The 21,582-nt window shown below is 59.5% G+C and carries 19 protein-coding genes and 2 pseudogenes; 14 read left to right on the forward strand and 7 right to left on the reverse strand.

What is annotated here, in order from left to right:
• Nucleotides 1-82: 82 nt before the first annotated feature.
• The 6 genes and pseudogenes from ACYZT0_RS12795 to ACYZT0_RS12820 all read left to right on the forward strand — a co-directional run.
• A pseudogene (locus ACYZT0_RS12795) lies at nt 83-640 on the forward strand (bifunctional transcriptional activator/DNA repair enzyme AdaA); the annotation flags it as partial.
• Between the two features lie 72 nt (nt 641-712).
• Nucleotides 713-1,072 carry an IS66 family insertion sequence element accessory protein TnpB gene (tnpB, locus tag ACYZT0_RS12800; protein ID WP_076962084.1) on the forward strand — a complete coding sequence of 120 codons (360 nt, stop codon included), beginning with the start codon at nt 713-715 and terminating at the stop codon, nt 1,070-1,072.
• A gap of 17 nt (nt 1,073-1,089) precedes the next feature.
• On the forward strand, nt 1,090-2,625 hold the full coding sequence (gene tnpC, locus ACYZT0_RS12805; protein WP_462044750.1) for an IS66 family transposase: 1,536 nt from the start codon (nt 1,090-1,092) through the stop codon (nt 2,623-2,625).
• 153 nt (nt 2,626-2,778) lie between these two features.
• Nucleotides 2,779-3,324: pseudogene (locus ACYZT0_RS12810) on the forward strand (methylated-DNA--[protein]-cysteine S-methyltransferase); the annotation flags it as partial.
• A gap of 42 nt (nt 3,325-3,366) precedes the next feature.
• Nucleotides 3,367-4,179: an isocitrate lyase/PEP mutase family protein gene (locus ACYZT0_RS12815; RefSeq protein ID WP_462046144.1), complete on the forward strand. Its 813-nt coding sequence runs from the start codon at nt 3,367-3,369 to the stop codon at nt 4,177-4,179.
• Nucleotides 4,180-4,184: 5 nt separating this feature from the next.
• Nucleotides 4,185-4,859 (forward strand): DNA-3-methyladenine glycosylase family protein, encoded by a 675-nt coding sequence (locus ACYZT0_RS12820; protein WP_462046145.1) that lies wholly within the window; start codon nt 4,185-4,187, stop codon nt 4,857-4,859.
• A 10-nt stretch (nt 4,860-4,869) separates the two neighbouring features.
• Here the strand turns inward: ACYZT0_RS12820 and ACYZT0_RS12825 are convergent, their stop codons facing one another.
• The 3 genes from ACYZT0_RS12825 to ACYZT0_RS12835 form a co-directional block, all read right to left on the reverse strand.
• Complete coding sequence (locus tag ACYZT0_RS12825; protein ID WP_462046146.1) at nt 4,870-5,967, reverse strand: extracellular solute-binding protein; 1,098 nt, start codon at nt 5,965-5,967, stop codon at nt 4,870-4,872.
• A gap of 2 nt (nt 5,968-5,969) precedes the next feature.
• Nucleotides 5,970-7,094, reverse strand: a complete 1,125-nt coding sequence (gene aguA / locus ACYZT0_RS12830; RefSeq protein WP_462046147.1) for an agmatine deiminase — start codon at nt 7,092-7,094, stop codon at nt 5,970-5,972.
• A gap of 100 nt (nt 7,095-7,194) precedes the next feature.
• A complete protein-coding gene (locus ACYZT0_RS12835; protein WP_462046148.1) occupies nt 7,195-8,079 on the reverse strand; it encodes a LysR substrate-binding domain-containing protein in 885 nt (294 codons plus the stop codon).
• Nucleotides 8,080-8,264: 185 nt separating this feature from the next.
• On the opposite strand from ACYZT0_RS12835, the gene ACYZT0_RS12840 reads away from it, so the two are divergent.
• Entirely contained in the window at nt 8,265-8,753 is a 489-nt protein-coding gene (locus ACYZT0_RS12840; protein WP_462032264.1) for a GFA family protein, read from the forward strand.
• 15 nt (nt 8,754-8,768) lie between these two features.
• Here the strand turns inward: ACYZT0_RS12840 and ACYZT0_RS12845 are convergent, their stop codons facing one another.
• Nucleotides 8,769-9,377 carry a MiaE family protein gene (locus ACYZT0_RS12845; protein WP_007944531.1) on the reverse strand — a complete coding sequence of 203 codons (609 nt, stop codon included), beginning with the start codon at nt 9,375-9,377 and terminating at the stop codon, nt 8,769-8,771.
• A gap of 159 nt (nt 9,378-9,536) precedes the next feature.
• On the opposite strand from ACYZT0_RS12845, the gene ACYZT0_RS12850 reads away from it, so the two are divergent.
• On the forward strand, nt 9,537-10,400 hold the full coding sequence (locus ACYZT0_RS12850) for a universal stress protein (RefSeq protein WP_462046149.1): 864 nt from the start codon (nt 9,537-9,539) through the stop codon (nt 10,398-10,400).
• A 115-nt stretch (nt 10,401-10,515) separates the two neighbouring features.
• Here the strand turns inward: ACYZT0_RS12850 and ACYZT0_RS12855 are convergent, their stop codons facing one another.
• On the reverse strand, nt 10,516-10,986 hold the full coding sequence (locus tag ACYZT0_RS12855) for a DUF1289 domain-containing protein (RefSeq protein WP_462046150.1): 471 nt from the start codon (nt 10,984-10,986) through the stop codon (nt 10,516-10,518).
• A gap of 408 nt (nt 10,987-11,394) precedes the next feature.
• Between ACYZT0_RS12855 and acnB the strand changes: the two genes are divergently transcribed.
• A complete protein-coding gene (acnB, locus tag ACYZT0_RS12860; RefSeq protein WP_462046559.1) occupies nt 11,395-14,004 on the forward strand; it encodes a bifunctional aconitate hydratase 2/2-methylisocitrate dehydratase in 2,610 nt (869 codons plus the stop codon).
• A 185-nt stretch (nt 14,005-14,189) separates the two neighbouring features.
• Here the strand turns inward: acnB and ACYZT0_RS12865 are convergent, their stop codons facing one another.
• Together ACYZT0_RS12865 and ACYZT0_RS12870 are read right to left on the reverse strand one after the other, a co-directional pair.
• A complete protein-coding gene (locus ACYZT0_RS12865; protein ID WP_462046151.1) occupies nt 14,190-15,851 on the reverse strand; it encodes a SulP family inorganic anion transporter in 1,662 nt (553 codons plus the stop codon).
• 194 nt (nt 15,852-16,045) lie between these two features.
• Nucleotides 16,046-17,326: a serine/threonine transporter gene (locus tag ACYZT0_RS12870; protein ID WP_462046152.1), complete on the reverse strand. Its 1,281-nt coding sequence runs from the start codon at nt 17,324-17,326 to the stop codon at nt 16,046-16,048.
• 176 nt (nt 17,327-17,502) lie between these two features.
• Here ACYZT0_RS12870 and ACYZT0_RS12875 point away from each other — a divergent pair, with 176 nt between their 5' ends.
• The 5 genes from ACYZT0_RS12875 to ACYZT0_RS12895 all read left to right on the forward strand — a co-directional run bounded on the left by ACYZT0_RS12875 (nt 17,503) and on the right by ACYZT0_RS12895 (nt 21,542).
• Nucleotides 17,503-17,712 carry a hypothetical protein gene (locus ACYZT0_RS12875; RefSeq protein WP_462046153.1) on the forward strand — a complete coding sequence of 70 codons (210 nt, stop codon included), beginning with the start codon at nt 17,503-17,505 and terminating at the stop codon, nt 17,710-17,712.
• A 188-nt stretch (nt 17,713-17,900) separates the two neighbouring features.
• Nucleotides 17,901-18,419, forward strand: coding sequence for a cysteine hydrolase family protein (locus tag ACYZT0_RS12880; RefSeq protein WP_462046154.1), 519 nt, complete (start codon nt 17,901-17,903; stop codon nt 18,417-18,419).
• A gap of 134 nt (nt 18,420-18,553) precedes the next feature.
• A complete protein-coding gene (locus tag ACYZT0_RS12885) occupies nt 18,554-19,513 on the forward strand; it encodes a 2-hydroxyacid dehydrogenase (protein WP_462046155.1) in 960 nt (319 codons plus the stop codon).
• A 144-nt stretch (nt 19,514-19,657) separates the two neighbouring features.
• Complete coding sequence (locus ACYZT0_RS12890; RefSeq protein ID WP_462046156.1) at nt 19,658-20,725, forward strand: phosphotransferase family protein; 1,068 nt, start codon at nt 19,658-19,660, stop codon at nt 20,723-20,725.
• 49 nt (nt 20,726-20,774) lie between these two features.
• Nucleotides 20,775-21,542: an SDR family oxidoreductase gene (locus ACYZT0_RS12895; RefSeq protein WP_462046157.1), complete on the forward strand. Its 768-nt coding sequence runs from the start codon at nt 20,775-20,777 to the stop codon at nt 21,540-21,542.
• Nucleotides 21,543-21,582 lie beyond the last annotated feature (40 nt).

The following is a 21,582-nucleotide window of genomic DNA, read 5'->3' on the forward strand; positions in this document are numbered from 1 at the left end:
TTATGCCGCCGTCTACATGGCCTACGAATTCTCTGTCGATTTTCCGGTGGAGGCGATAGCCGACGCGTCTTATGCTCATTCCATGAACCTACAAAACGCTGTGCTTCCGCCCCACGCCGAGATGGTTCGCGCCATGCTCGAACGAGACACTGCCTACGAGGGGGTGTTTTTTACCGCGGTCAAAACCACCGGCATTTTTTGCCGCCCCAGCTGCACGGCGCGCAAGCCGAAGCCTGCGAACGTCGAGTTCTTCGCCCATGCCGATGAGTGCATGTCGGCCGGCTACCGCGCCTGTCTGCGTTGTAAGCCGCTGGACGCGGCGGCCATCGCGCCGGACTGGGTGCAGCGGCTGCTGAAATCGGTAGACGCTGATCCCGACCAGCGCTGGACCGATGCCCAGTTGCTGGCCGAAGGCATCGAGCCGCTGAAGTTGCGGCGCTGGTTCAAACAGCATTTCGGCATGACGTTTCACGCCTGGCTGCGCACTCGACGCCTCGGCATGGCGTTGGGCGGGATCAAACAGGGCGATTCCATCGACAACGCCGCGTTCGACTCGGGCTACGAGTCCCTGAGCGGGTTTCGCGATGCGTTTCAAAAGTCCTTCCACATCACACCGGGCCGGGCCGCCGTAAGCGATCCACCGTACCCACATTCAAAGCCGCCAGTTGAAGCCTGATGCTGTGCTCTTGATCTCTTTCAGGAGCTCGCAACCATGATGCGTCCCGACGCCAAAGTCGAAAAAGTTTATCTGTACCCCAAACCCGTGGACTTCCGAAAATCCATCGACGGCCTGTCCGCCCTCGTCGAATTGGATATCAAGGTCGCGGTGTTCGATCCCGTGCTTTTCGTTTTTCTGAATCGCCACCGTAATCGAGTAAAAATCCTCTATTGGGAGCGCAACGGCTTTTGCCTTTGGCTCAAGCGCCTGGAGTCCGAACGTTTCAAAACATCACCTGAGCTCAGCGATGAAGCTATCGTGCTGAGCGTGCAAGAGTTGAACTGGTTACTGGACGGCTTTGACCTCTGGCGCAACCGCCCACATCAAGTTTTAACCCCTCGATTCGTCGCCTGATCGGATATAATCCGGGCATGAATTTGATGCCCGAAATGCTCCCTGATGATCCTGTTCTGCTCAAGCAAATGCTTGTGCAGATGCTCAGTGAGCGTCAGTTGGACAAGGGCCAGATTGTTGATCTGAAAGAACAGATCAAGTTGCTACGTGACCGTTTATTTGGCCGCAAATCCGAGCAGACGGTCGACGCTGAGACACCGCAATTGGCGCTGTTCAACGAAGCCGAAAGCGTTGCCGTGCTGGAAGAAGGTATTGCTGAAGACGAAGAAGTCGTTGCCCCGACCCAGCGCCGCGGTAAACGCAAACCGCTATCCGCCGACCTGCCGCGCATTGAAGTCATCCACGAACTGCCCGAACACGAACTGACTTGCCTTTGCGGTTGCCGCAAACACGTCATCGGCGAAGAAACCAGCGAACAGCTGGAAATCGTGCCGATGCAGATCCGCGTCATCAAACACATCCGCAAGGTCTACGCGTGCCGTGGTTGTGAAACGGCACCGGTCACTGCTGACAAACCGGCACAACTGATCGAAAAGAGCATGGCCAGTCCCAGCGTCCTGGCGATGCTGCTGACCACCAAATACGTCGACGGTTTGCCACTGTATCGGTTCGAAAAAGTACTTGGCCGACACGGCGTCGATATCCCCCGACAAACCTTGGCGCGCTGGGTGATCCAGTGCGGCGAACACTTGCAACCGTTGCTGAATTTGATGCGCGACCGATTGCTGGAAAGTCCGGTGATCCACTGCGACGAAACGCGGGTACAAGTGCTGAAGGAACCGGATCGAGATCCGACCAGCCAGTCTTGGATGTGGGTCCAAGCCAGCGGCCCGCTTGAGCGCCCGGTTGTCCTGTTTGACTACACCACCAGCCGAGCGCAGGAGGTGCCGTTGCGCCTGCTTGCCGATTATCGCGGCTACCTGATGACCGACGATTACGCCGGCTATAACGCCTTGGGCGCGCAGCCAGGTGTCGAGCGTTTGGGCTGCTGGGCGCATGCGCGACGTAAGTTCGTCGATGCGCAAAAAGTGCAGCCCAAGGGTAAGACCGGGCGAGCCGACATCGCGCTGAACCTGATCAATAAACTCTACGGCATCGAGCGCGAGCTCAAAGAGGCCAGCGACGACCAGCGCTTTAGCGCTCGACAGGAAAAAAGCCTGCCGGTACTCGCAGAACTAAAAAGCTGGCTGGAGAAAACCCATCCCCAGGTGACGACGCAAAGTGCCTTGGGCAAAGCCGTCGGTTATCTGGCCAGCAACTGGAGCAAGCTTGAGCGTTACACCGAGGCTGGCTTCCTGCCCATTGATAACAATAGGGCCGAGCGAGCGGTAAAACCCTTTGTGATCGGTCGCAAAAATTGGATGTTCAGCGACACGCCCAAGGGCGCGACGGCCAGTGCGCAGATCTATAGCCTGGTCGAAACTGCCAAAGCCAACGGCCAAGAGCCCTATACGTGGCTGCGCGACGTACTTGAACGCCTGCCACAAGCTACTTCGGTAGAAGACTTCGAAGCCTTGCTGCCGTGGAACTGTTCCCCGACTATCTTGCGCTAAATGCACACATCGGTTTTTTGCCATGTGTGGTTTACGGGTCGCTTACCTTCGGTAGAAGACTTCGAAGCCTTGCTGCCGTGGAACTGTTCCCCGACTATCTTGCGCTAAATGCACACATCGGTTTTTTGCCATGTGTGGTTTATGGGTCGCTTACGGGCCGCCAACAGCGAGCCGCTGCTGTTCACTCGCCTGACCACACCGCTGGGGCCGATGATCGCCATGGCCGAACGGCGCGGGCTGGTGCTGCTGGAGTTTCTTGATCGGCCAGCGCTGACCAAGGAAGTCGAAGCGCTGCAGAACCGCTATGGCTATGCCGTGGCGCCGGGGCACAACGGACACTTGCAGCAAATCGAACAGGAACTGGCGCAGTATTTCGCCGGAAAACTGACCGAATTCCACGTTCCACTGCACCTGCCTGGCAGCGATTTCGCCCGGCAAGTCTGGGCTGAACTGGCGAAAATCCCTTACGGCCAGACCAGCACCTACGGCGCCATTGCCGCGCTATTGGGCAAACCCGGTGCCAGTCGCGCCGTGGGCCTGGCCAACGGGCACAACCGTCTGGCGGTTGTGTTGCCCTGTCACCGGGTGATCGGTGCGGACGGCTCACTGACCGGCTATGGTGGAGGACAACCGCGCAAGGCGTTCTTGTTAAGGCTGGAAAAAGCGGCGGTGCAGATGACGCAACAACTCGCATTCTGATCACTCGCAGGTTTCTCAAAAAGTCATAAGGAAGGACATTCGATGGACACATTCGACAGCCAGTTTCATCAGTTGCACCAGGACGGCCTGCTGATTCTAACCAACGTCGCCGATGCTGCCGGCGCGCGAATCGTTGAGCAACTGGGCAGCAAAGCCGTTGCCACCAGCAGCGCGGCGGTGGCCTGGGCTCACGGTTATCAGGATGGCAATGCCCTGCCCCTTGAGCGCCTGATATCTACGGTCGAGTCCATCGCTCGGGTGATCTCGGTGCCGTTGACCGTGGACATCGAGGCCGGTTATTCCGATGACCTGGCGCGGGTTGCCGAAGTCATTGATGCGGTGATGACCGCCGGGGCTGTCGGGATCAACATCGAGGATGGCGCTTCCCCGCCCGAACTGCTGGCGCGCAAGATTGAAATCGCTCGCGAGGTTGCCAGTCGCCGGAATGTGAAGCTGTTCATCAATGCCCGCACCGATGTGTACCTTAAAAGTCTGGTGCCTGCCGAAGATCGAGTCGCAGAGACGCTCAAGCGCGCCGCGTTGTATCAGGCGGCCGGTGCCGATGGGTTGTTCGCGGCTGGCGTCACGGCAGAATACGAAATCGCTGCGCTGTGCCAAGGTACCCCGCTGCCGGTGAACGTGCTCGGGCTCCCCGGCCTGCCGTCGCCCGAAGAGCTGAAAGCGCTCGGTGTACGCCGTTTGAGCGCAGGTTCGGGTATCGCCGAGTTTCTTTATGGTGCCATGGCATCCCTGGCCAAGCGCTTTCTGGAAACCGGTAAGCTCGACAGTAGCCACCTCAAGGCCTTCACCTACGGGGAAGTTAACGCCCTCTTGGCGCCGACACGGAAAGTTTGACCTCCATGCCCGATACCTACCTGGCCGCCACTGAGTTCCTGGCGTCCATCGACGAAGATTGGCGTCGCCACATCGCCACCATCGGCCCTTGCCTGCATCAGCCCCATGCGGCCCGCGATCCTTATGAGTCGCTGGTGCGGGCGATTGCCTACCAGCAACTGCATGCCAAGGCCGGGGATGCGATTGTCGGTCGGCTACTGGCGCTGTTTGGGACGGGCGCGTTCCCGAGGCCTGAACAGATTGTCGCGACTGAGTTCGATCAACTGCGCAGTTGCGGCTTTTCCGCCAGCAAGATCGCGACCATTCAGGGCATTGCCCAAGCGGCGCTGGACGGTGTGGTGCCGGATTATGCTGATGCAGTGGCGATGGATGATGAAGCGTTGATCGAACGGTTGATCACTCTGCGTGGGGTTGGGCGCTGGACGGTTGAGATGTTGCTGATCTACAGCCTGGAACGGCCGGATATTTTGCCGGCCGATGACTTTGGCGTGCGTGAGGGGTATCGGCGGCTCAAGGGGTTGGAGGTGCAGCCGACGCGTAAGCAGATGGCTGAGATTGGGTTGGGGTGGCGTCCGTTTCGGACGGTGGCGGCGTGGTATTTGTGGCGGGTGCCGAAACCACCCCTCACCCCAACCCTCCCGAAACGTCGGACCGCCCGAGGGGGCAGAGGGTCGGGGTGAGGGGTCGATTTCAAAGCCCCGACTTCAACCGACTAAACGCCCGAATCAAAGCCCGGTTAAACGCCTTCCCATTGTCATTCTTGCTATACAACGAAGCCCTCACCTCCGCCGACGGATACGTCCCCGGATCATTGCGAATCGCCGGATCAACCAAGCCGTCCGCCGCCGTAATCGCATTGGCGTAATGGATGGTGTCAGTGATCGGCGCAATCACCTCCGGCGTCATCAGATAATCCATCAACGCCAGCCCCGCCTGAGGATGAGGCGCATCCTTGGGAATGACCATCGCGTCGAACCAGATCAGCGTGCCTTCCTTAGGTATTCGATAACTCAGCTTGAACGGCTTGTTCGCAGCCTCGACCTGCCCGGCGGCGATGGCCACGTTGCCGTTCCACGACATGGCGAGGCAGGTGTTGCCATTGGCCAGGTCGCTGATGTTCAGATCATTGTCGAAGTAGCGGATGTAGGGCCGAATCTTCGCCAGTTGCTGCTCGGCCCGTTTCAGGTCATCGAGGTTCTGTCGGTTGATGTCCAGCCCCATGTACTTCATGACCGCGGCGAAAACCTCATTGGGATCGTTGAGTAGACTGACCCCGCAATCGGCAAATTTCGACACCACCGCCGGGTCGAACAGCATCGCCCAACTGTCCCGTGGTGCGTCAGACAGGCGCTGCTTGATCGCCTCTTCCTGATAGCCGACGCCGGTGGTGCCCCAGGCGTAGATCCCGGCGTAGCGGTTGCCCGGGTCGAACACGGCCATGTGCTGGCGGAACTCGTCACCAACGCCGGCAAAATGTGGCAGCTGTTGCGGGTTTAGCGTTTGAATCGCACCGCTCTGGATCGCCCGAGACAGATGCTGACCCGCGGTCAGCACCAAGTCATAGCCGCTGCGTCCCGTGAGCAGTTTGGTCTCGACGGTTTCAAGGGAGTCGAAGTGATCAGCCACCACGTGGATCCCGGTTTTCCTCTCGAAATTGGTCAGGGTGTCCGGGGCCAGGTACTCGCCCCAGATGTACAGATTGACCACGGGTTTGGCGGTGTCGGCGGCCTGCACACACAGGGGTGCGAGCACCAGCAGCAATGCTTGAGTCAGTTTGTGCAGGCCCATGATCAGACTCCCTTTTTGTTGCAGGCACTGCCAGCGTACTGCGGCATGGTGATGCACGCGACGTTACCGCCGCCGAGGAGGATTTCACGAGAGTTTTCGATGCCGACGATTTTGTGCTGCGGGAACAATTCGGCCAGGGTCGCCTGTGCCGCCTGATCGTGACGATCGCCAAACAGCGGCACGACAATCGAGGTGTTGCCGGCGTAGTAGTTGATGTACGACGCGCAGATTTGGGTCCCGGCCTGACGGACGTGGGTGCTGTCGAGTTGATCGAGGCCTTCTGCTTCTTCAGCGGTCCATTCCAGCACGTCCGGTTGCGGCAGCTTGTGCACGATCAACTCGCGGCCACGGCTGTCGCGAGTGCTGCGAAGGATGTCGTAGGCCTCCTGGTAGATTTCCCATTGCGGGTCATCGCGATTGTCGGTCCATTGCAGCACCACTTCACCAGGGCGCACGAAGCACGCGAGGTCGTCGACGTGGCCATCGGTTTCGTCGAACTTGCAGCCCCGTGGCAGCCAGATTATTTGCTCGGCGCCGAGGTAATCGGTCAATCGCCGGGTGACTTCATCCTTGCCCAGATGCTGGTTACGGTTGCGGTTGAGCAAGCATTGTTCGGTGGTGAGAAGGCTGCCCTGGCCGTCGCTCTGGATACCGCCCAGTTCGGCAATCAGCGGGGCGCGGTAGCGGTCGAAACGTTCGATTTCGAGGACTTTGCTGGCGATCTGATCGTCCTTGTCCCAGGGGTAATAGAGGCCGCCATCGAGGCCGCCGTAGGCGTTGAACTCGAAGTCCACGCCGCGCACTTCACCGCTGTCGTCGTTAACCACGAAGCAGGGACCACTGTCGCGGAACCAAGTGTCGTTGCAGGTCATTTCCACCACGCGCACCTGCGCCGGCAACTGGCGACGGGCGGTGGCAAACTGCGCCGCGGACGCGCATACGGTGACCGGTTCGCTGTGGGAAATGGCGGTGACGATCTGCACCCAGACCTTCTGCGCGGGCTTGGCGCCGTTGCGCCAGACGTCGGTGCGCTCCGGCCAGCCGAGCCAGCAACCGGACTTGGTTTCGAATTCGCCAGGCAGGCGGAAACCGTCGAGTTTTGGGGTGGAATCGAGCAAACGTGCCATGGTCAAACCTCATCAGCGGGGATTGGAATGACCACAGGCTAAGGTCGTCGGCGCCCTCCCCGCCAACGATGATTATTTCGGAATACTTGAATTCAACTCATCAATCGACCAGCTGATCGTTGAACCATTCCAGCATCTGCGCCACCGCCGGGCGCTCCAGCCTCACCCGCTCGCACACCAGCGCATATTGGCCGAGCGCCGTCATGCTTGAGGTGAACGGCCGGACCAGGCGACCGCTGAGCAAATCCTCCTGCGCGGTCAAGTTATCGCCCATGGCCACACCTTGGCCTTGAGCCGCCGCTTCCAGCGCCAAACCCGCGTGGGCGAAATACAGCTGCCGTTCGGGGCGCTGATCGCCGGCATGGCTGGTGAGCCAGGCGGTCCAGGTCTTGCCGTCCTGATCGTCGTGCAGCAGGCAATGACGCGCCAGATCCTTCGGGTTTTTCAACGTGCCCAGGTTGAACAGACCGGGGCTGCACACCGGGAAGAACTGCAACGCTGGCAAGGGCCTGACGAAGTACGCGCTGCTGTCCACCGGGCCGGTGCCATAAGTGATCGCCAGGTCGATGTCTTCGCCCGGCGCCGTGGCGTCGATCGGTTGTTCGTAGAGGTGCAAGGTGATGTGCGGATAGCGCGCGTAAAAATCCGTCAGGCGACTCATCAACCACTTTTGCGCCAACTCGGCAGTCACCGCCAGGCGCAACACCGCCAGCGATGACGGGTCACGCAGCTCATCGCAGGCCTCGCCGATCAGTTCGAAGGCCTGCTGCAAGCTTTGCATCAGACGCCCGGCGGCCATCGTCGGGCGAATCTGCCGGCCTTCGCGGACGAACAGCGACACGCCCAATTGCTCTTCGAGCTGCCGAATCTGATGACTGACCGCGCTGTCGGTGACGCACAACTCCGCCGCTGCCCGGCCGAAATGGGCGTGGCGAGCGGCGCATTCGAAGGTTCTGAGTGCGGCCAGAGAAGGCAGTCGTCGCATGGCAAAGGCTCCAATAGGAAGGCGCCCATGCTGCCCCGGCCATGGGTGGGCGTCCAGCGGGACCGCGTTATCGTTCATCGCTGGCAAGCTCGCTTGATCTTCAGTGTTCACAAAGCCGGTACCGGTCGAGGGCGGCTGAAGGTCTAGGCTGTCGTGGGTAAGTTTCAGACCTGTTGGAGGTTCCCATGCAGCTCGAAGGTTCCTGCCATTGCGGCGCGGTGTCGTTCAGTTTGACCAGCGCCCACCCCTACCCGTATCAGCGTTGTTACTGCTCGATCTGCCGCAAGACCCAGGGCGGTGGCGGTTATTCGATCAACATCGGTGGCGACGCTGGCAGCCTGAAGGTTCGCGGACGCAAGCACATCGCGATTTATCATGCGCGGCTCAAGAGCGACAGTGACAAACGCGCCCACCGCAGCACGGCCGAACGGCATTTCTGTTCAGTGTGTGGTTCGGGGTTGTGGCTGTTCAGTCCCGAATGGCCGGAGTTGATCCACCCGTTTGCCTCGGCCATCGACACGCCGTTGCCAGTGCCGCCGGAACTCACCCACGTGATGCTCGGCTCGAAAGCGCCGTGGGTGGAGGTCAAGACGCAGGCGGGTGATCGGCAGAGCGATGTCTGGCCGGATGAGTCCATCGCCGAGTGGCATGAGCGGTTGGATTTGAAGGGTTGACCGCGGCCGTTACCGTCAAGCCGCCACGGGCACACCACTGTGGAAACGGAACTCCACGTCCGGCGACTCGATCAGTTCCTGCTCGGCGGCGCGGACTTTGTCGATCACCTGGGCGATGTCCTTGGCGTCACCGTACTGGTAGGCCAGTTTCAGGTAACCCTGGAAATGCCGGGCCTCGCTTTTCAGCAGGCCGAAGTAGAACTTGCCCAATTCTTCGTCCAGATGCGGCACCAGCGCCTCGAAACGCTCGCAGCTGCGGGCTTCGATAAAAGCGCCGACCACCAGGGTGTCCACCAGTTTGACCGGCTCGTGGCTGCGCACCACTTTGCGCAGGCCCGACGCGTATCGCCCGGCGGACAGCTGACGCAGCTCGATCTTGCGCTTTTTCATCAGGCGCATGACCTGTTCGTGGTGCACTAGCTCTTCCCGGGCCAGGCGCGACATCAAGTTGATCAGATCGACGTGGGAGTGATACTTGGCAATCAGGCTCAACGCTGTGCTGGCCGCCTTGAATTCGCAGTTTTTATGATCGATCAGCAGGGTTTCCTGATCGGCCAGCGCGGCCTGAACCCAGCCATCGGGGGTACGGCAGCCGAGGAACTCGTGAATTTCGGGAAGGATCATGGGGCTCACGGATAAGAGGTTCAAATCGAAGGGCGCCGATTATACCGGCCTGTCGACAGACCACCAGTCGCGACCGTTGATATGCATCAAGTCCCGAAAGCGCGACCAGCAACTATAGTTGTCCAACGCAGTATTTTTTACTTCCTGGAGATCCCGATCATGCAAGCCATTCGCAGCATCCTGGTGGTCATCGAACCCGAACACTCGGAAAGCCTGGCGCTTAAACGGGCCAAATTGATTGCCGGCGTGACCCAGGCGCATCTGCATCTGCTGGTCTGCGACCGCAAGCATGACCACAGCAGCATGTTGGGCGTGCTCAAGGCCGCGCTGCTGGAGGACGGCTACAGCGTCACCACCGAACAGGCCTGGAACGAAAGCCTGCACGAAACCATCGTCGATGTGCAGCAGGCTGAAGGTTGCGGGCTGGTGGTCAAACAGCATTACCCCGACAGCCCGCTGAAAAAAGCCCTCCTCACTCCGGCAGACTGGAAACTGCTGCGTTACTGCCCGACGCCGGTGCTGCTGGTCAAAACCTCGAAACCCTGGTCGGGCGGGGTCATTCTCGCGGCGATCGACGTCGGTAACACCGATGGTGAACACCGTACGCTGCACGCTGCCATCGTCGATCATAGCTATGACATCGCCAGCCTGGCCAAGGCTCACCTGCATGTGATCAGCGCCCATCCATCACCGATGCTGTCGTCAGCCGACCCGACGTTGCAGCTCAGCGAAACCATCGAGGCACGCTATCGCGAACAGTGCAAGGCCTTTCAGGCCGAATTCGACATCGACGACGACCGCCTGCATATCGCCGAAGGCCCGGCGGATGTGTTGATTCCGTACATGGCCCACAAGCTGCAGGCGTCAGTGACCGTGATCGGTACGGTCGCGCGGTCCGGGTTGTCGGGGGCGTTGATCGGTAATACGGCGGAAGTGGTACTGGATGCGGTGGAGAGCGATGTGCTGGTGCTGAAACCGGATACGATCATGGATCATCTGGAGGAGATCGTGACCCAGCATTGAGATTTGTGTCGCCGAGCAAATCGCCTTCGCGGGCAAGTCGGATCGCCGCACCGCTCGCTCCTACAGGATTAATGTGATCGGTAGGAGCGAGGCTTGCCCGCGAAGCTCTTAAGATTTAACCGCCGAACGCATCCTTGAGAAACCCCGGCGCGATGTAGCGCTGGTAATGCGCCTCTGACAGCAAAAAGAACTCCCGATCAATGGCGTCCCGTAGTTCCGGCAGCTTCCAGTCGCGAAACTCTGGCATCAGCACCATTCCGTAGGCTTCCAGATTGTTGATGACCCGCGCGCCCCGGGCGATCAACTGATAGGCCCAGCAATACTCCGACTGATGCGGCACAAAGCGGATCTTGCGCTGTTCCAGCTGCAATCGCAGGCGCTGGGGATCGAAAACTTCCAGCTTGCTGGCCATCACCTGGGACAGCAATAGCTCAAGACGCAGCCACACCGCGCGCTTTTCTTCCTCGTTGTAACCATTCCAGTTGATCACTTCATGGTGGAAACGCTTGCAGCCACGGCACACCAAATCACCGTAAACAGTGGAGCAGAGGCCGACGCAGGGGGTTTTGATGGTCTGATTGGGCATAGTCAGGGAGAACACGGAAAAGCAGAACAGGTCGGCATGTTAGCCCTTTGTCTAACATTCATCACCCCTCAAAGTTCAGGGTCTAACTTACCTTTAATTTTTTTTTGCCGTAGAATCAGCCAGCCTTTTAAGGCGCCAATGTCCGTTAGAAGCTGTTTTCAAAGCGTCACGAGCACAGTCGTTCCTTCAGGGCGGAGTTGGCGAAGAGTTTTTCCAGCGGGGAAAAGCTCTACGCCAACCCTCATCAGCTCCCCGTTCTGCAGGCGTAAAACTTTGAAAGCAGCTTCTGTAAGGAATTGCCGGTAATTCTGGCCAAGTGGCCCACAACGCCACGCAGCGCATGAGTACGGCAATTTCGGGATGAGCGTCCCGGACACCCATTTGGGACCACTGATGAGGGTAATAACTGTGCTTGAAGCCTACCGCAAACATATCGAAGAGCGTGCAGCACTGGGTATCGTTCCCCAGCCGCTTAACGCCGAACAAACTGCAGGCCTGGTCGAGCTGCTGAAGAATCCCCCGGCTGGCGAAGAAGCTTTCCTCGTTGACCTGATCACTAATCGCATTCCGCCTGGTGTGGACGAAGCGGCCTATGTAAAGGCCGGCTTCCTATCTGCCCTGGCCAAAGGCGAAGCCACCTCCCCTCTGATCGACAAGAAGCGCGCTGTTGAACTACTCGGCACCATGCAGGGCGGCTACAACATTGTGACTCTGGTTGACCTGCTCGACAGCGCCGAACTGGCCCCTGTTGCTGCAGCTCAACTCAAGCACACCCTGCTGATGTTCGACGCCTTCCACGACGTCGCAGAAAAAGCCAAGAACGGTAATGTTCACGCCAAAGGCGTGCTGCAATCCTGGGCTGACGGCGAGTGGTTCCAGAACCGCCCTACCCTGGCCGACAAGATCAGCCTGCGCGTGTTTAAAGTCACCGGCGAAACCAACACCGACGACCTGTCCCCTGCTCCGGACGCCTGGTCCCGCCCGGACATTCCGCTGCACGCCCTGGCCATGCTGAAAATGGCCCGTGAAGGCATCGCACCTGACACCCAGGGCGTCACCGGTCCGATGAAGCAGATCGAAGAAATGCGCAACTCCGGTTTCCCAATCGCCTACGTCGGTGACGTGGTCGGTACCGGTTCGTCGCGTAAATCGGCGACCAACTCGGTGCTGTGGTTCTTCGGCGACGACATTCCTCACGTCCCGAACAAGCGTGCTGGCGGTTTCTGCTTCGGCAGCAAAATCGCTCCGATCTTCTACAACACCATGGAAGATGCCGGCGCACTGCCGATCGAATTCGACGTGACCAACATGAACATGGGCGACGTGATCGACCTGTATCCGCATGCTGGCAAAGTCTGCAAACACGGCACTGACGAAGTCCTGACCACCTTCGAAATGAAGACTCCGGTTCTGTTGGACGAAGTTCGTGCTGGCGGTCGTATCCCGCTGATCATCGGTCGCGGCCTGACCGACAAGGCCCGTGCCGAGCTGGGCCTGGGCCCTACCGATCTGTTCAAACTGCCTGAAGCACCTGTTGACACCGGCAAGGGTTTCACCCTGGCACAGAAAATGGTCGGCAAGGCTTGCGGCCTTCCAGAAGGCAAAGGCGTTCGTCCAGGCACCTACTGCGAACCGAAAATGACCACCGTCGGCTCTCAGGACACCACCGGTCCTATGACCCGTGACGAACTGAAAGACCTGGCGTGCCTGGGCTTCTCGACCGATCTGGTGATGCAGTCCTTCTGCCACACCGCGGCTTACCCTAAGCCGATCGACGTGACCACCCACCACACCCTGCCAGACTTCATCATGACCCGCGGCGGCGTTTCCCTGCGTCCGGGCGACGGCATCATCCACTCGTGGTTGAACCGCATGCTGCTGCCGGACACCGTCGGTACCGGTGGTGACTCGCACACCCGTTTCCCGATGGGCATTTCGTTCCCGGCCGGTTCCGGTCTGGTTGCGTTCGCTGCAGCCACCGGCGTTATGCCGCTGGACATGCCGGAATCGATCCTGGTGCGCTTCAAAGGCAAAATGCAACCGGGCGTCACCCTGCGCGACCTGGTTCACGCCATTCCTTACTTCGCGATTCAGGCTGGCCTGCTGACCGTCGAGAAGAAAGGCAAGAAGAACGCCTTCTCCGGCCGCATTCTGGAAATCGAAGGCCTGGACAACCTGAGCATCGAACAGGCTTTCGAGCTGTCCGACGCCTCGGCCGAACGTTCGGCTGCCGGTTGCACCATCAAGCTGTCGAAAGACTCGATCACCGAGTACCTGAACTCCAACATCACCCTGCTGCGCTGGATGATCGGCGAAGGCTACGGCGATGCACGTACTCTGGAACGTCGCGCCCAAGCGATGGAAGCCTGGGTTGCCAACCCTGAGCTGATGGTTGCCGATGCTGACGCCGAATACGCTGAAGTCATCGAAATCGACCTGGCCGACATCAAAGAGCCTGTGCTCTGCGCGCCAAACGATCCGGACGACGCCCGTCTGCTGTCCAGCGTTGCTGGCGAGAAGATCGACGAAGTGTTCATCGGTTCGTGCATGACCAACATCGGTCACTTCCGCGCTGCCGGTAAGTTGCTGGACCAGGTCAAAGGTCAGCTTCCAACCCGTCTGTGGCTGTCGCCGCCGACCAAAATGGACGCTCACCAGCTGACCGAAGAAGGCTACTACGGCATCTACGGCAAGGCCGGCGCTCGCATGGAAATGCCAGGCTGCTCGCTGTGCATGGGTAACCAGGCACGTGTAGAGCCGAACTCGACAGTTGTGTCGACTTCGACCCGTAACTTCCCGAACCGTCTGGGTGACGGCGCGAACGTCTACCTGGCTTCGGCTGAGCTGGCGTCTGTTGCTTCCATCCTGGGTCGCTTGCCGACCGTCGAGGAGTACATGGAATACGCTGGCAAGATCGACAGCATGGCGGCCGATGTTTACCGCTACCTGTCCTTCGACCAGATCGCCGAGTTCCGTGAAGCTGCTGCGAACGCCAACATCCCGGTCGTTCAAGCCTAACGTTACAACGCCATAAAAAACGCCGCCCATCGTGAGATGAGCGGCGTTTTTTTATGCTCGCAAGACTTGCACCAACCCCTGTAGGAGCGAGCTTGCTCCGGGCGGCGTTCCGACGATAGCGGCCTTACATTCAATATCAATGTTGATTGATACACCTATATCGCGAGCAAGCTCGCTCCCACAGGTTATGCGTTCGACTTGCGGGCTTGTTGCACGGCACCGTCGACGCTCAGGCCGCTGAGAATCACCTGCTCCAGCTCCTGCGTCGGCAATAGCGCGAGAACCGCTTTAACCTCGTGCTTGAGCCGCGCCAGAATCAGCAGTTTGTCCTCGGCTCGCACTTGCATAAAGAACGCCTCCAGCGCCTCGATGCTGGTGCCATCCAGGTTGGGAGACTCCTCCAGACTGAGAATAATCGTATGAATCGGTGGCGATGCATGTCGGGCCAGACGCAGTGCGCCGCCCAGAATGCGCTCCACGTTTGCAAAAAACAGCGCCTCGCTCGGCCTGACGATCAGCACACCGGGGATCTCGATGGCCTGGGGATGGCGCTGCACGTCGACAAAATCATGGCCACCGCCCATTTGCCCCAGCACCTGAATATCCGCCGACGACATCTGTTTCAACATCAGCACCACGCTGATCACCACTGCCACCAACAAACCGTCCAGCACACCCAGCACCAGCACCGCCGCCACCGCGCAAATCACCAATAGACGGTCGCGGCGCCAGATGAAATACCGACCCAAGGGCTGCAGGCTCAAGCCGCGTGCCAATGCATGAATGACGATGGCCGCCAGCACCGGCTCGGGGGTCAGGGCAATCCAGGGCAACACCGTCAACACGATGAGCAACACCACCCCCGCCGCTACCGCACCAGCCAGACGCGATCCGGCACCCGCGGCCTCATTGGCCGACGTCGCAGAGTAACCAGCGCCCGCCGGCATGCCATGGAACAGGCCCGACAACAAATTCGCCGCACCGAGCGCCATCAGATCGCGGTTCGAGGACACACGTTCGCCGTGCTTGAGCGCAAACGAGGTGATCGATCCGTAGGACTCGGCATACAGAATCATCACCATGGCAAACGCCAATTCTCCCAGGCGCAACCAGTCGGTAAACGGCAACACAGGAAGACGAGGCACTTCCAGGCTCAGGTCGATCACGCCGATCAGTTTCACCCCATAGGCTGGCAAGTTCAGCCATTGGCCGGCCGCGATGCCGAGCGCCACCACCAGCAAGCCACCCGGCAAACGCCTGACCCGCGCGCACAGCCACAGCACCAGCAAGGACACGACCGCTACAAGCGCGCCAACCCGGTTCCACTGCGGTAACTGCTCAAGCAGTTGCGGCACGAAACGGATCAGGTTGCCGTTGCTCAAGTGCACATCAACGATGCTCGCTACTTGCTTGAGGATGATCGTCATTGCCAGGCCGAAGGCAAAGCCTCGTAGCACCGGTTTGGCAATAAACGACGTCACGCTGCCGAGCTTGAACAAACCGGCCAGCAGGAAAAACCCACCCGTCACCAGCACCAGACCAATCGCGAGGGTTATGCGCAGGCCCGAATCACCATTGGCCAAAGTGGCTGTGGCGGCGGCCAGCACCGCCGCCGAAGACGACGTCGCAGAAACGATGGCAAAACGACTGGTGCCGAACAGTCCGTAGCACAGTAGACCGGCAAATAACGCAATCACACCCGCCTGAGGCGGCAACGCAGCAATGCTTGAATAGGCGACCGCCTCAGGTAACAACAAACCGGCAATCGACAGCCCGGCCAACACATCCAGCCAACGGTTTGGCCTATCGGCAACGGGTTGCGCCGATGCGCCGTGGGCTCGAGCCATGAAGCGTCTCCAGAGAAAGATTGACAGGCCGGAGCAACTCCCCGGCAAACGCTCTACGACGCGCTAATGCAGCCTCAAGCTTAGTCGCTAATCCCCACGGGATGTGTGTTCTGGGTCAGGTGCCGAACTTTACGCCAGGCAAAAAAAACGGCCGCACTGTGCGGTATGCACAGTACGGCCGTTGTTTTGCCCAATCAGGCAGTCAGCGAATAGATCAACGCCGAGATCGCCACCAGGCCCACCGCCGTCACGAAGACGTTGGAAGCCTGACCACGATAACGCGCCATGGCCGGCACCTTGCGGATCGCGTACATCGGCATCAGGAACAGGATCGCGGCGATGATCGGGCCACCGAGGGTTTCGATCATCCCCAGAATGCTCGGGTTCAGCGTGGCGACGATCCAGCAGACCACCAGCATGAAGGCGGCAGTCATGCGGTCCAGGGTCTTCGGCGCCGGGCGCTTGCCTGTCTTCACGATCAGACCTTTAAGACCTTCGCTGGCGCCGATGTAGTGACCCAGGAACGACTTGGAAATGGCCACAAACGCAATTAATGGTGCTGCAAAAGCGATGGTCGGGTTGCTGAAGTGGTTGGCCAGGTACGACAGGATCGACAGGTTCTGCGCCTTGGCTTCCGCCAATTGCGCCGGCGACAGGGTCAGCACGCAGCTGAAGACGAAGAACAGCACCATCACCACCATCAAGGCGTGAGCGCGGGACAAAATCTGTGAGCTGCGTTCTTCGGCGTGCTCGCCGTAACGGCGCTTCTGGTCGACCGCGAACGCCGAGATGATCGGCGAATGGTTGAACGAGAACACCATCACCGGAATCGCCAGCCACAGCGTGTGCAGCAGTGCCGACGGTTCTGGCAGCGTCGAAGCGGTGGCGAGGATGCCGCCGTTCCAGTGAGGAATCAGAAACACCGCGAGGAACAGCAACGCAACAATGAACGGATAAACCATCAGGCTCATGGCCTTGACGATCGCTTGCTCGCCGCAACGTACCACCGCCAACAAGCCGAGGATCAGCACGAACGACAGCACGGCGCGCGGTGGCGGCATGATGTGCAGTTGATGCTCGAGGAAACTGCCCACGGTGTTGGTCAAGGCCACGCTGTAGATCAGCAGGATCGGAAAGATCGCGAAGAAGTACAGCAAAGTGATCAGCGCGCCGGCCTTGATCCCGAAGTGCTCTTCCACCACTTCAGTGATGTCCGCGCCTTCGCGTCCGGACAACACAAAGCGTGTCAGGCCACGGTGTGCGTAAAAAGTCATGGGGAACGCCAACACCGCCAGGACCATCAACGGCCAGAAGCCGCCCAGACCCGCGTTGATCGGCAAAAACAACGTGCCAGCCCCGATGGCCGTGCCAAACAGGCCCAGCATCCAGGTGGTGTCATGGCGATTCCAGCTCTCAAGCGTCGCTGGTGCCGCCGCTACATAGCGTTCGTCGACGCTATTGGCCCGATCATTCATCCGGTGGGATCTCCGCATTCGGTCAGTTGCTACCCGGTCAGGACGAGTCGGAAAAACCCGACAGGCAGCGCCCTGGCCGAAACAGGGGCGCGATTGTCCGGGATTAATGAGCAGAAGCAAAGACTTAGCTGAGGAGTGGTTATGCGGATCAGACCTACACCCAAGGGCTCGAGGCATTGCTGCAGCTGCTGGCACCGCTGATGGGCGCGGGTCAGCCCGACGTCAATCGGCAAAAAGCGTTGGTGGACTATTCGCTGATGGACGGCGCCCTGACCCTGTCCCGCGCTACCCGTGGTGACGCCTTGTCCGACGAAATTCTCGACGCGGCTCGAACCTTTCTCACCTCCGACACGCCCGTTGACACACCCGCGACGCCGACCGCATGATCGGCCTCATGAACATTCCTGCGCTGAACCTCACACGCACCACCACGACCGCTTCCGGCGGGTCGTGCGGTGGCTGGCTGAGATAAACACAGCGCAGTAAACCCAAGGCCCCGCCAGCAATGGACGGGGCCTTGTTGTTTCTCCCGTCCGTTCGGCACTTTTCGTACGCACCCCAAGGAGAAACACCCATGTCATCAGCGCTGTTGATCATCGATATGCAGGTCGGTCTGTTCCACGGCCCGGAAAAACCCTACGACGGTGAACGGGTACTGGCGAACATCCAGCGACTCATTCGTCAGGCCAGGGAACGCAAGATGCCGATCTTCGCGGTGCGCCATACCGGCCCCCAAGGTTCGCCCATCGAAGTCGGCAGCCCTTTCTGGCAGTTATTGCCCGCATTGGATCTGGATGCCAGCACCGACATTCTGTTCGACAAAACCAGACCCAACGCCTTTTACGCCACCGCGCTGACGGAGCAGCTGCGGGCTAGCGGAGTCAATGACGTGTTCATCGCCGGCATGAAAACCCAATATTGCATCGACAGCACATGCCGAGCGGCGGCCGATTTGGGGTTTAAACCGATACTCGTGGCCGATGCGCATACCTGCATGGACACACCGGCGCTGCCAGCCCGGTCGATCATCGAACACCATAACGCGACGTTGAACGGTGCATTTGCAAAAGTGTTGAGCACTGTGGATGTGTAAGAGCCGCCGAACGCTCCTACACTGAGGTCGCGGGCCATGTGCCTGTGACCTTTGGTGATTGCCAAACCATTGCGCAATCAGCAATCTGAAGCGACGTTCGAGCCCCGACTTTCCCATGCCCACAGGAGCCCAGCATGCCTGCAACCGTTCTGGTACTGGTTGAAACCATTAATGATTACCTGCCGATTCTCGAACATCAGGGCTTTCACCTGATTCTGGCGCCCACGCCTGCCGAGCGCGCCGAGGCCATCACACGGCATGGTGCCCAGATCGATGCAGTGCTGACCCGCGGCCCATTGGGCTTGTATGCCGATGAAATCGCGGCCCTGCCAAATCTGAAGATCATCTGCGTGATCGGCGCCGGCTACGAACACGTCGACCTGCAAGCCGCCGCCAACCGGGGAATTACTGTCACCAATGGCGCCGGCGTCAATGCCTCTTCGGTCGCGGACCATGCCATGGCGATGCTGCTCTCGCTGGTGCGTGACATTCCCCGTTGCGATGCCGCCGTGCGCCGGGGTGAGTGGCCAAAAATCATGCGCCCTTCCCTGGCCGGCAAGCACCTGGGCATCCTGGGGCTCGGAGCGGTCGGCATGGCCATCGCCAAACGCGCCGCCAAGGGCTTCGACATGACGGTCAGTTACCACAACCGCCAACATCGCAGCGACGTGCCGTACAGCTTCTGCTCGACGCCCACCGAGCTGGCACGGGCCTCAGACTTTTTTATCATTGCCACCCCCGGTGGCCTGGGCACCAAACACCTGATCAACCGACAAGTACTCGACGCCCTGGGGCCCAACGGGTTCATCGTCAACATTGCCAGAGCCAGCGTGATCGTCACTGCAGACCTGATCAGCGCGCTTGAGCAGCGCAGAATTGCCGGCGCTGCGCTGGATGTCTTCGACGCAGAACCCCAGGTGCCCAATGCGCTCAAGGCGCTGGCCAATGTGATTCTCACCCCGCATGTCGCCGGTCTGTCTCCAGAAGCCACTCAAGGCACTGTGGAACTGGTAGGTCGCAACCTGATAGCGTTTTTCTCCGGAGATCCGGTATTGACCCCGATTGCCCTGCCAGCGTCGATAAGCGTGAACTGACGACCATTCAAACAGCCGTATCAAAAACAATGATTGCCCGGCAACACGCTCACCTATAAGGGCTGTTCGTGGTTGTGGGTGCCGGGTGTGCGCATTAGATTAGCCAATAGTCTCTGGCCTCAAGAATAAGTAGAAGGGATAAGCATGGCGCTTAATGACCAGTCCACCCGTATCCGCACCGGTGAAGAACTCGATGCCAGCCTGATCGATCCGTACCTCAAGGCCCACATTCCGGGCCTGAGTGGCTTACCGAAAATCAGCCAGTTTCCGGGCGGTGCCTCGAACCTCACCTACTTGCTGGAATACCCCGAACAGGAGTTCGTCCTGCGTCGGCCGCCGTTCGGGCACAAGGCCAAGTCCGCTCATGACATGGGCCGCGAATTTCGCATTCTCAATCAGCTCCGCGACGGTTTTCCGTACTGCCCCAAAGCCTACGTGCACTGCACCGATGAATCGGTGATCGGCGCCGAGTTCTATATGATGGAACGGGTCAACGGGATCATCCTGCGCTCCGAACTGCCGCCGGAACTGGGTCTTGATTCGGCGCAAACCGAAACGCTGTGCAAAAGCTTCATCGACAAGTTCGTTGAACTGCACCGGGTCGACTACAAGGCTTATGGCCTGGGCGACCTTGGCAAACCCGAAGGTTACGTTGCACGGCAAATAAAAGGCTGGAGCGACCGCTACGAGAAAGCCCTGACCCCGGACGCGCCGAAGTGGGAGGTGGTCAAAGCCTGGCTCAACGACAAGATGCCTGCCGATCACCCGACCTCCAGCATCGTCCACAACGACTACCGCTTCGACAACGTGATCCTCGACCCGAATAACCCGATGCAGATCATCGGCGTGCTCGACTGGGAGCTGACCACCCTCGGCGACCCGCTGATGGACCTGGGCAACACCCTCGCCTACTGGATCGAAGCCGATGACCCGGCGCCGGTGCAACTGATGCGCCGCCAGCCGAGCCACGCACCGGGCATGCTGACTCGCCGCGAGTTCGTCGATTACTACGCCGAGCGCTCAGGCATCCAGATCGGCAACTTCGACTTCTACTACACCTACGGCCTGTTCCGCCTGGCCGGCATCGTGCAGCAGATCTACTACCGCTTCTTCCATGGTCAGACCCAGGACAAACGCTTCGCGCAGTTCATTCACATGAACAAACTGCTGGAGCAAATGAGCTTGCAAGTCATCCAGAAATCCAGCCTCTGATCCGCGCGGCTCTGATTACATTCCCTGGCCCCAACAACAAGGAAAAACCATGTCCAAGACTCAGTTGTTCGACCTCGACGGCAAGATCGCTTTCGTCTCCGGCGCCAGCCGCGGCATCGGTGAAGCCATCGCCAAACTGCTGGCCCAGCAAGGCGCCCACGTGATCGTCTCGAGCCGCAAACTCGATGGCTGCCAGCACGTGGCCGACGCGATCATCGCCGCCGGCGGCAAAGCCACCGCCGTCGCTTGCCACATCGGTGAAATGGAGCAGATCAGCCAGGTCTTCGCTGGCATCCGTGAGCAGTTCGGGCGCCTGGACATTCTGGTCAATAACGCCGCGACCAACCCGCAGTTCTGCAACGTGCTGGACACCGACCTCAGCGCCTTCCAGAAAACCGTCGACGTGAACATCCGCGGCTACTTCTTCATGTCAGTGGAAGCCGGCAAGTTGATGCGCGAAAACGGCGGCGGTAGCATCATCAACGTTGCTTCGATCAACGGCATTTCGCCGGGAATTTTCCAGGGCATCTACTCGGTGACCAAGGCTGCCGTCATTAACATGACCAAAGTCTTCGCCAAGGAATGCGCGCAGTTCGGTATTCGCTGCAACGCGCTGTTGCCTGGGCTGACGGACACCAAGTTTGCTTCGGCGTTGGTAAAAAACGAGGCTATTTTGAACGCCGCATTGCAGCAGATTCCGCTCAAGCGTGTGGCGGATCCGAGTGAAATGGCGGGAGCGGTGTTGTATCTGGCGAGTGATGCATCGAGCTACACGACTGGGGTTTCGTTGAATGTGGATGGGGGGTTCCTGTCCTGAACCGATTTACCGGATGAACACAAGGCGGCCTTAGGGCTAA

Source organism: Pseudomonas sp. ZS1P83 (assembly GCF_054897825.1).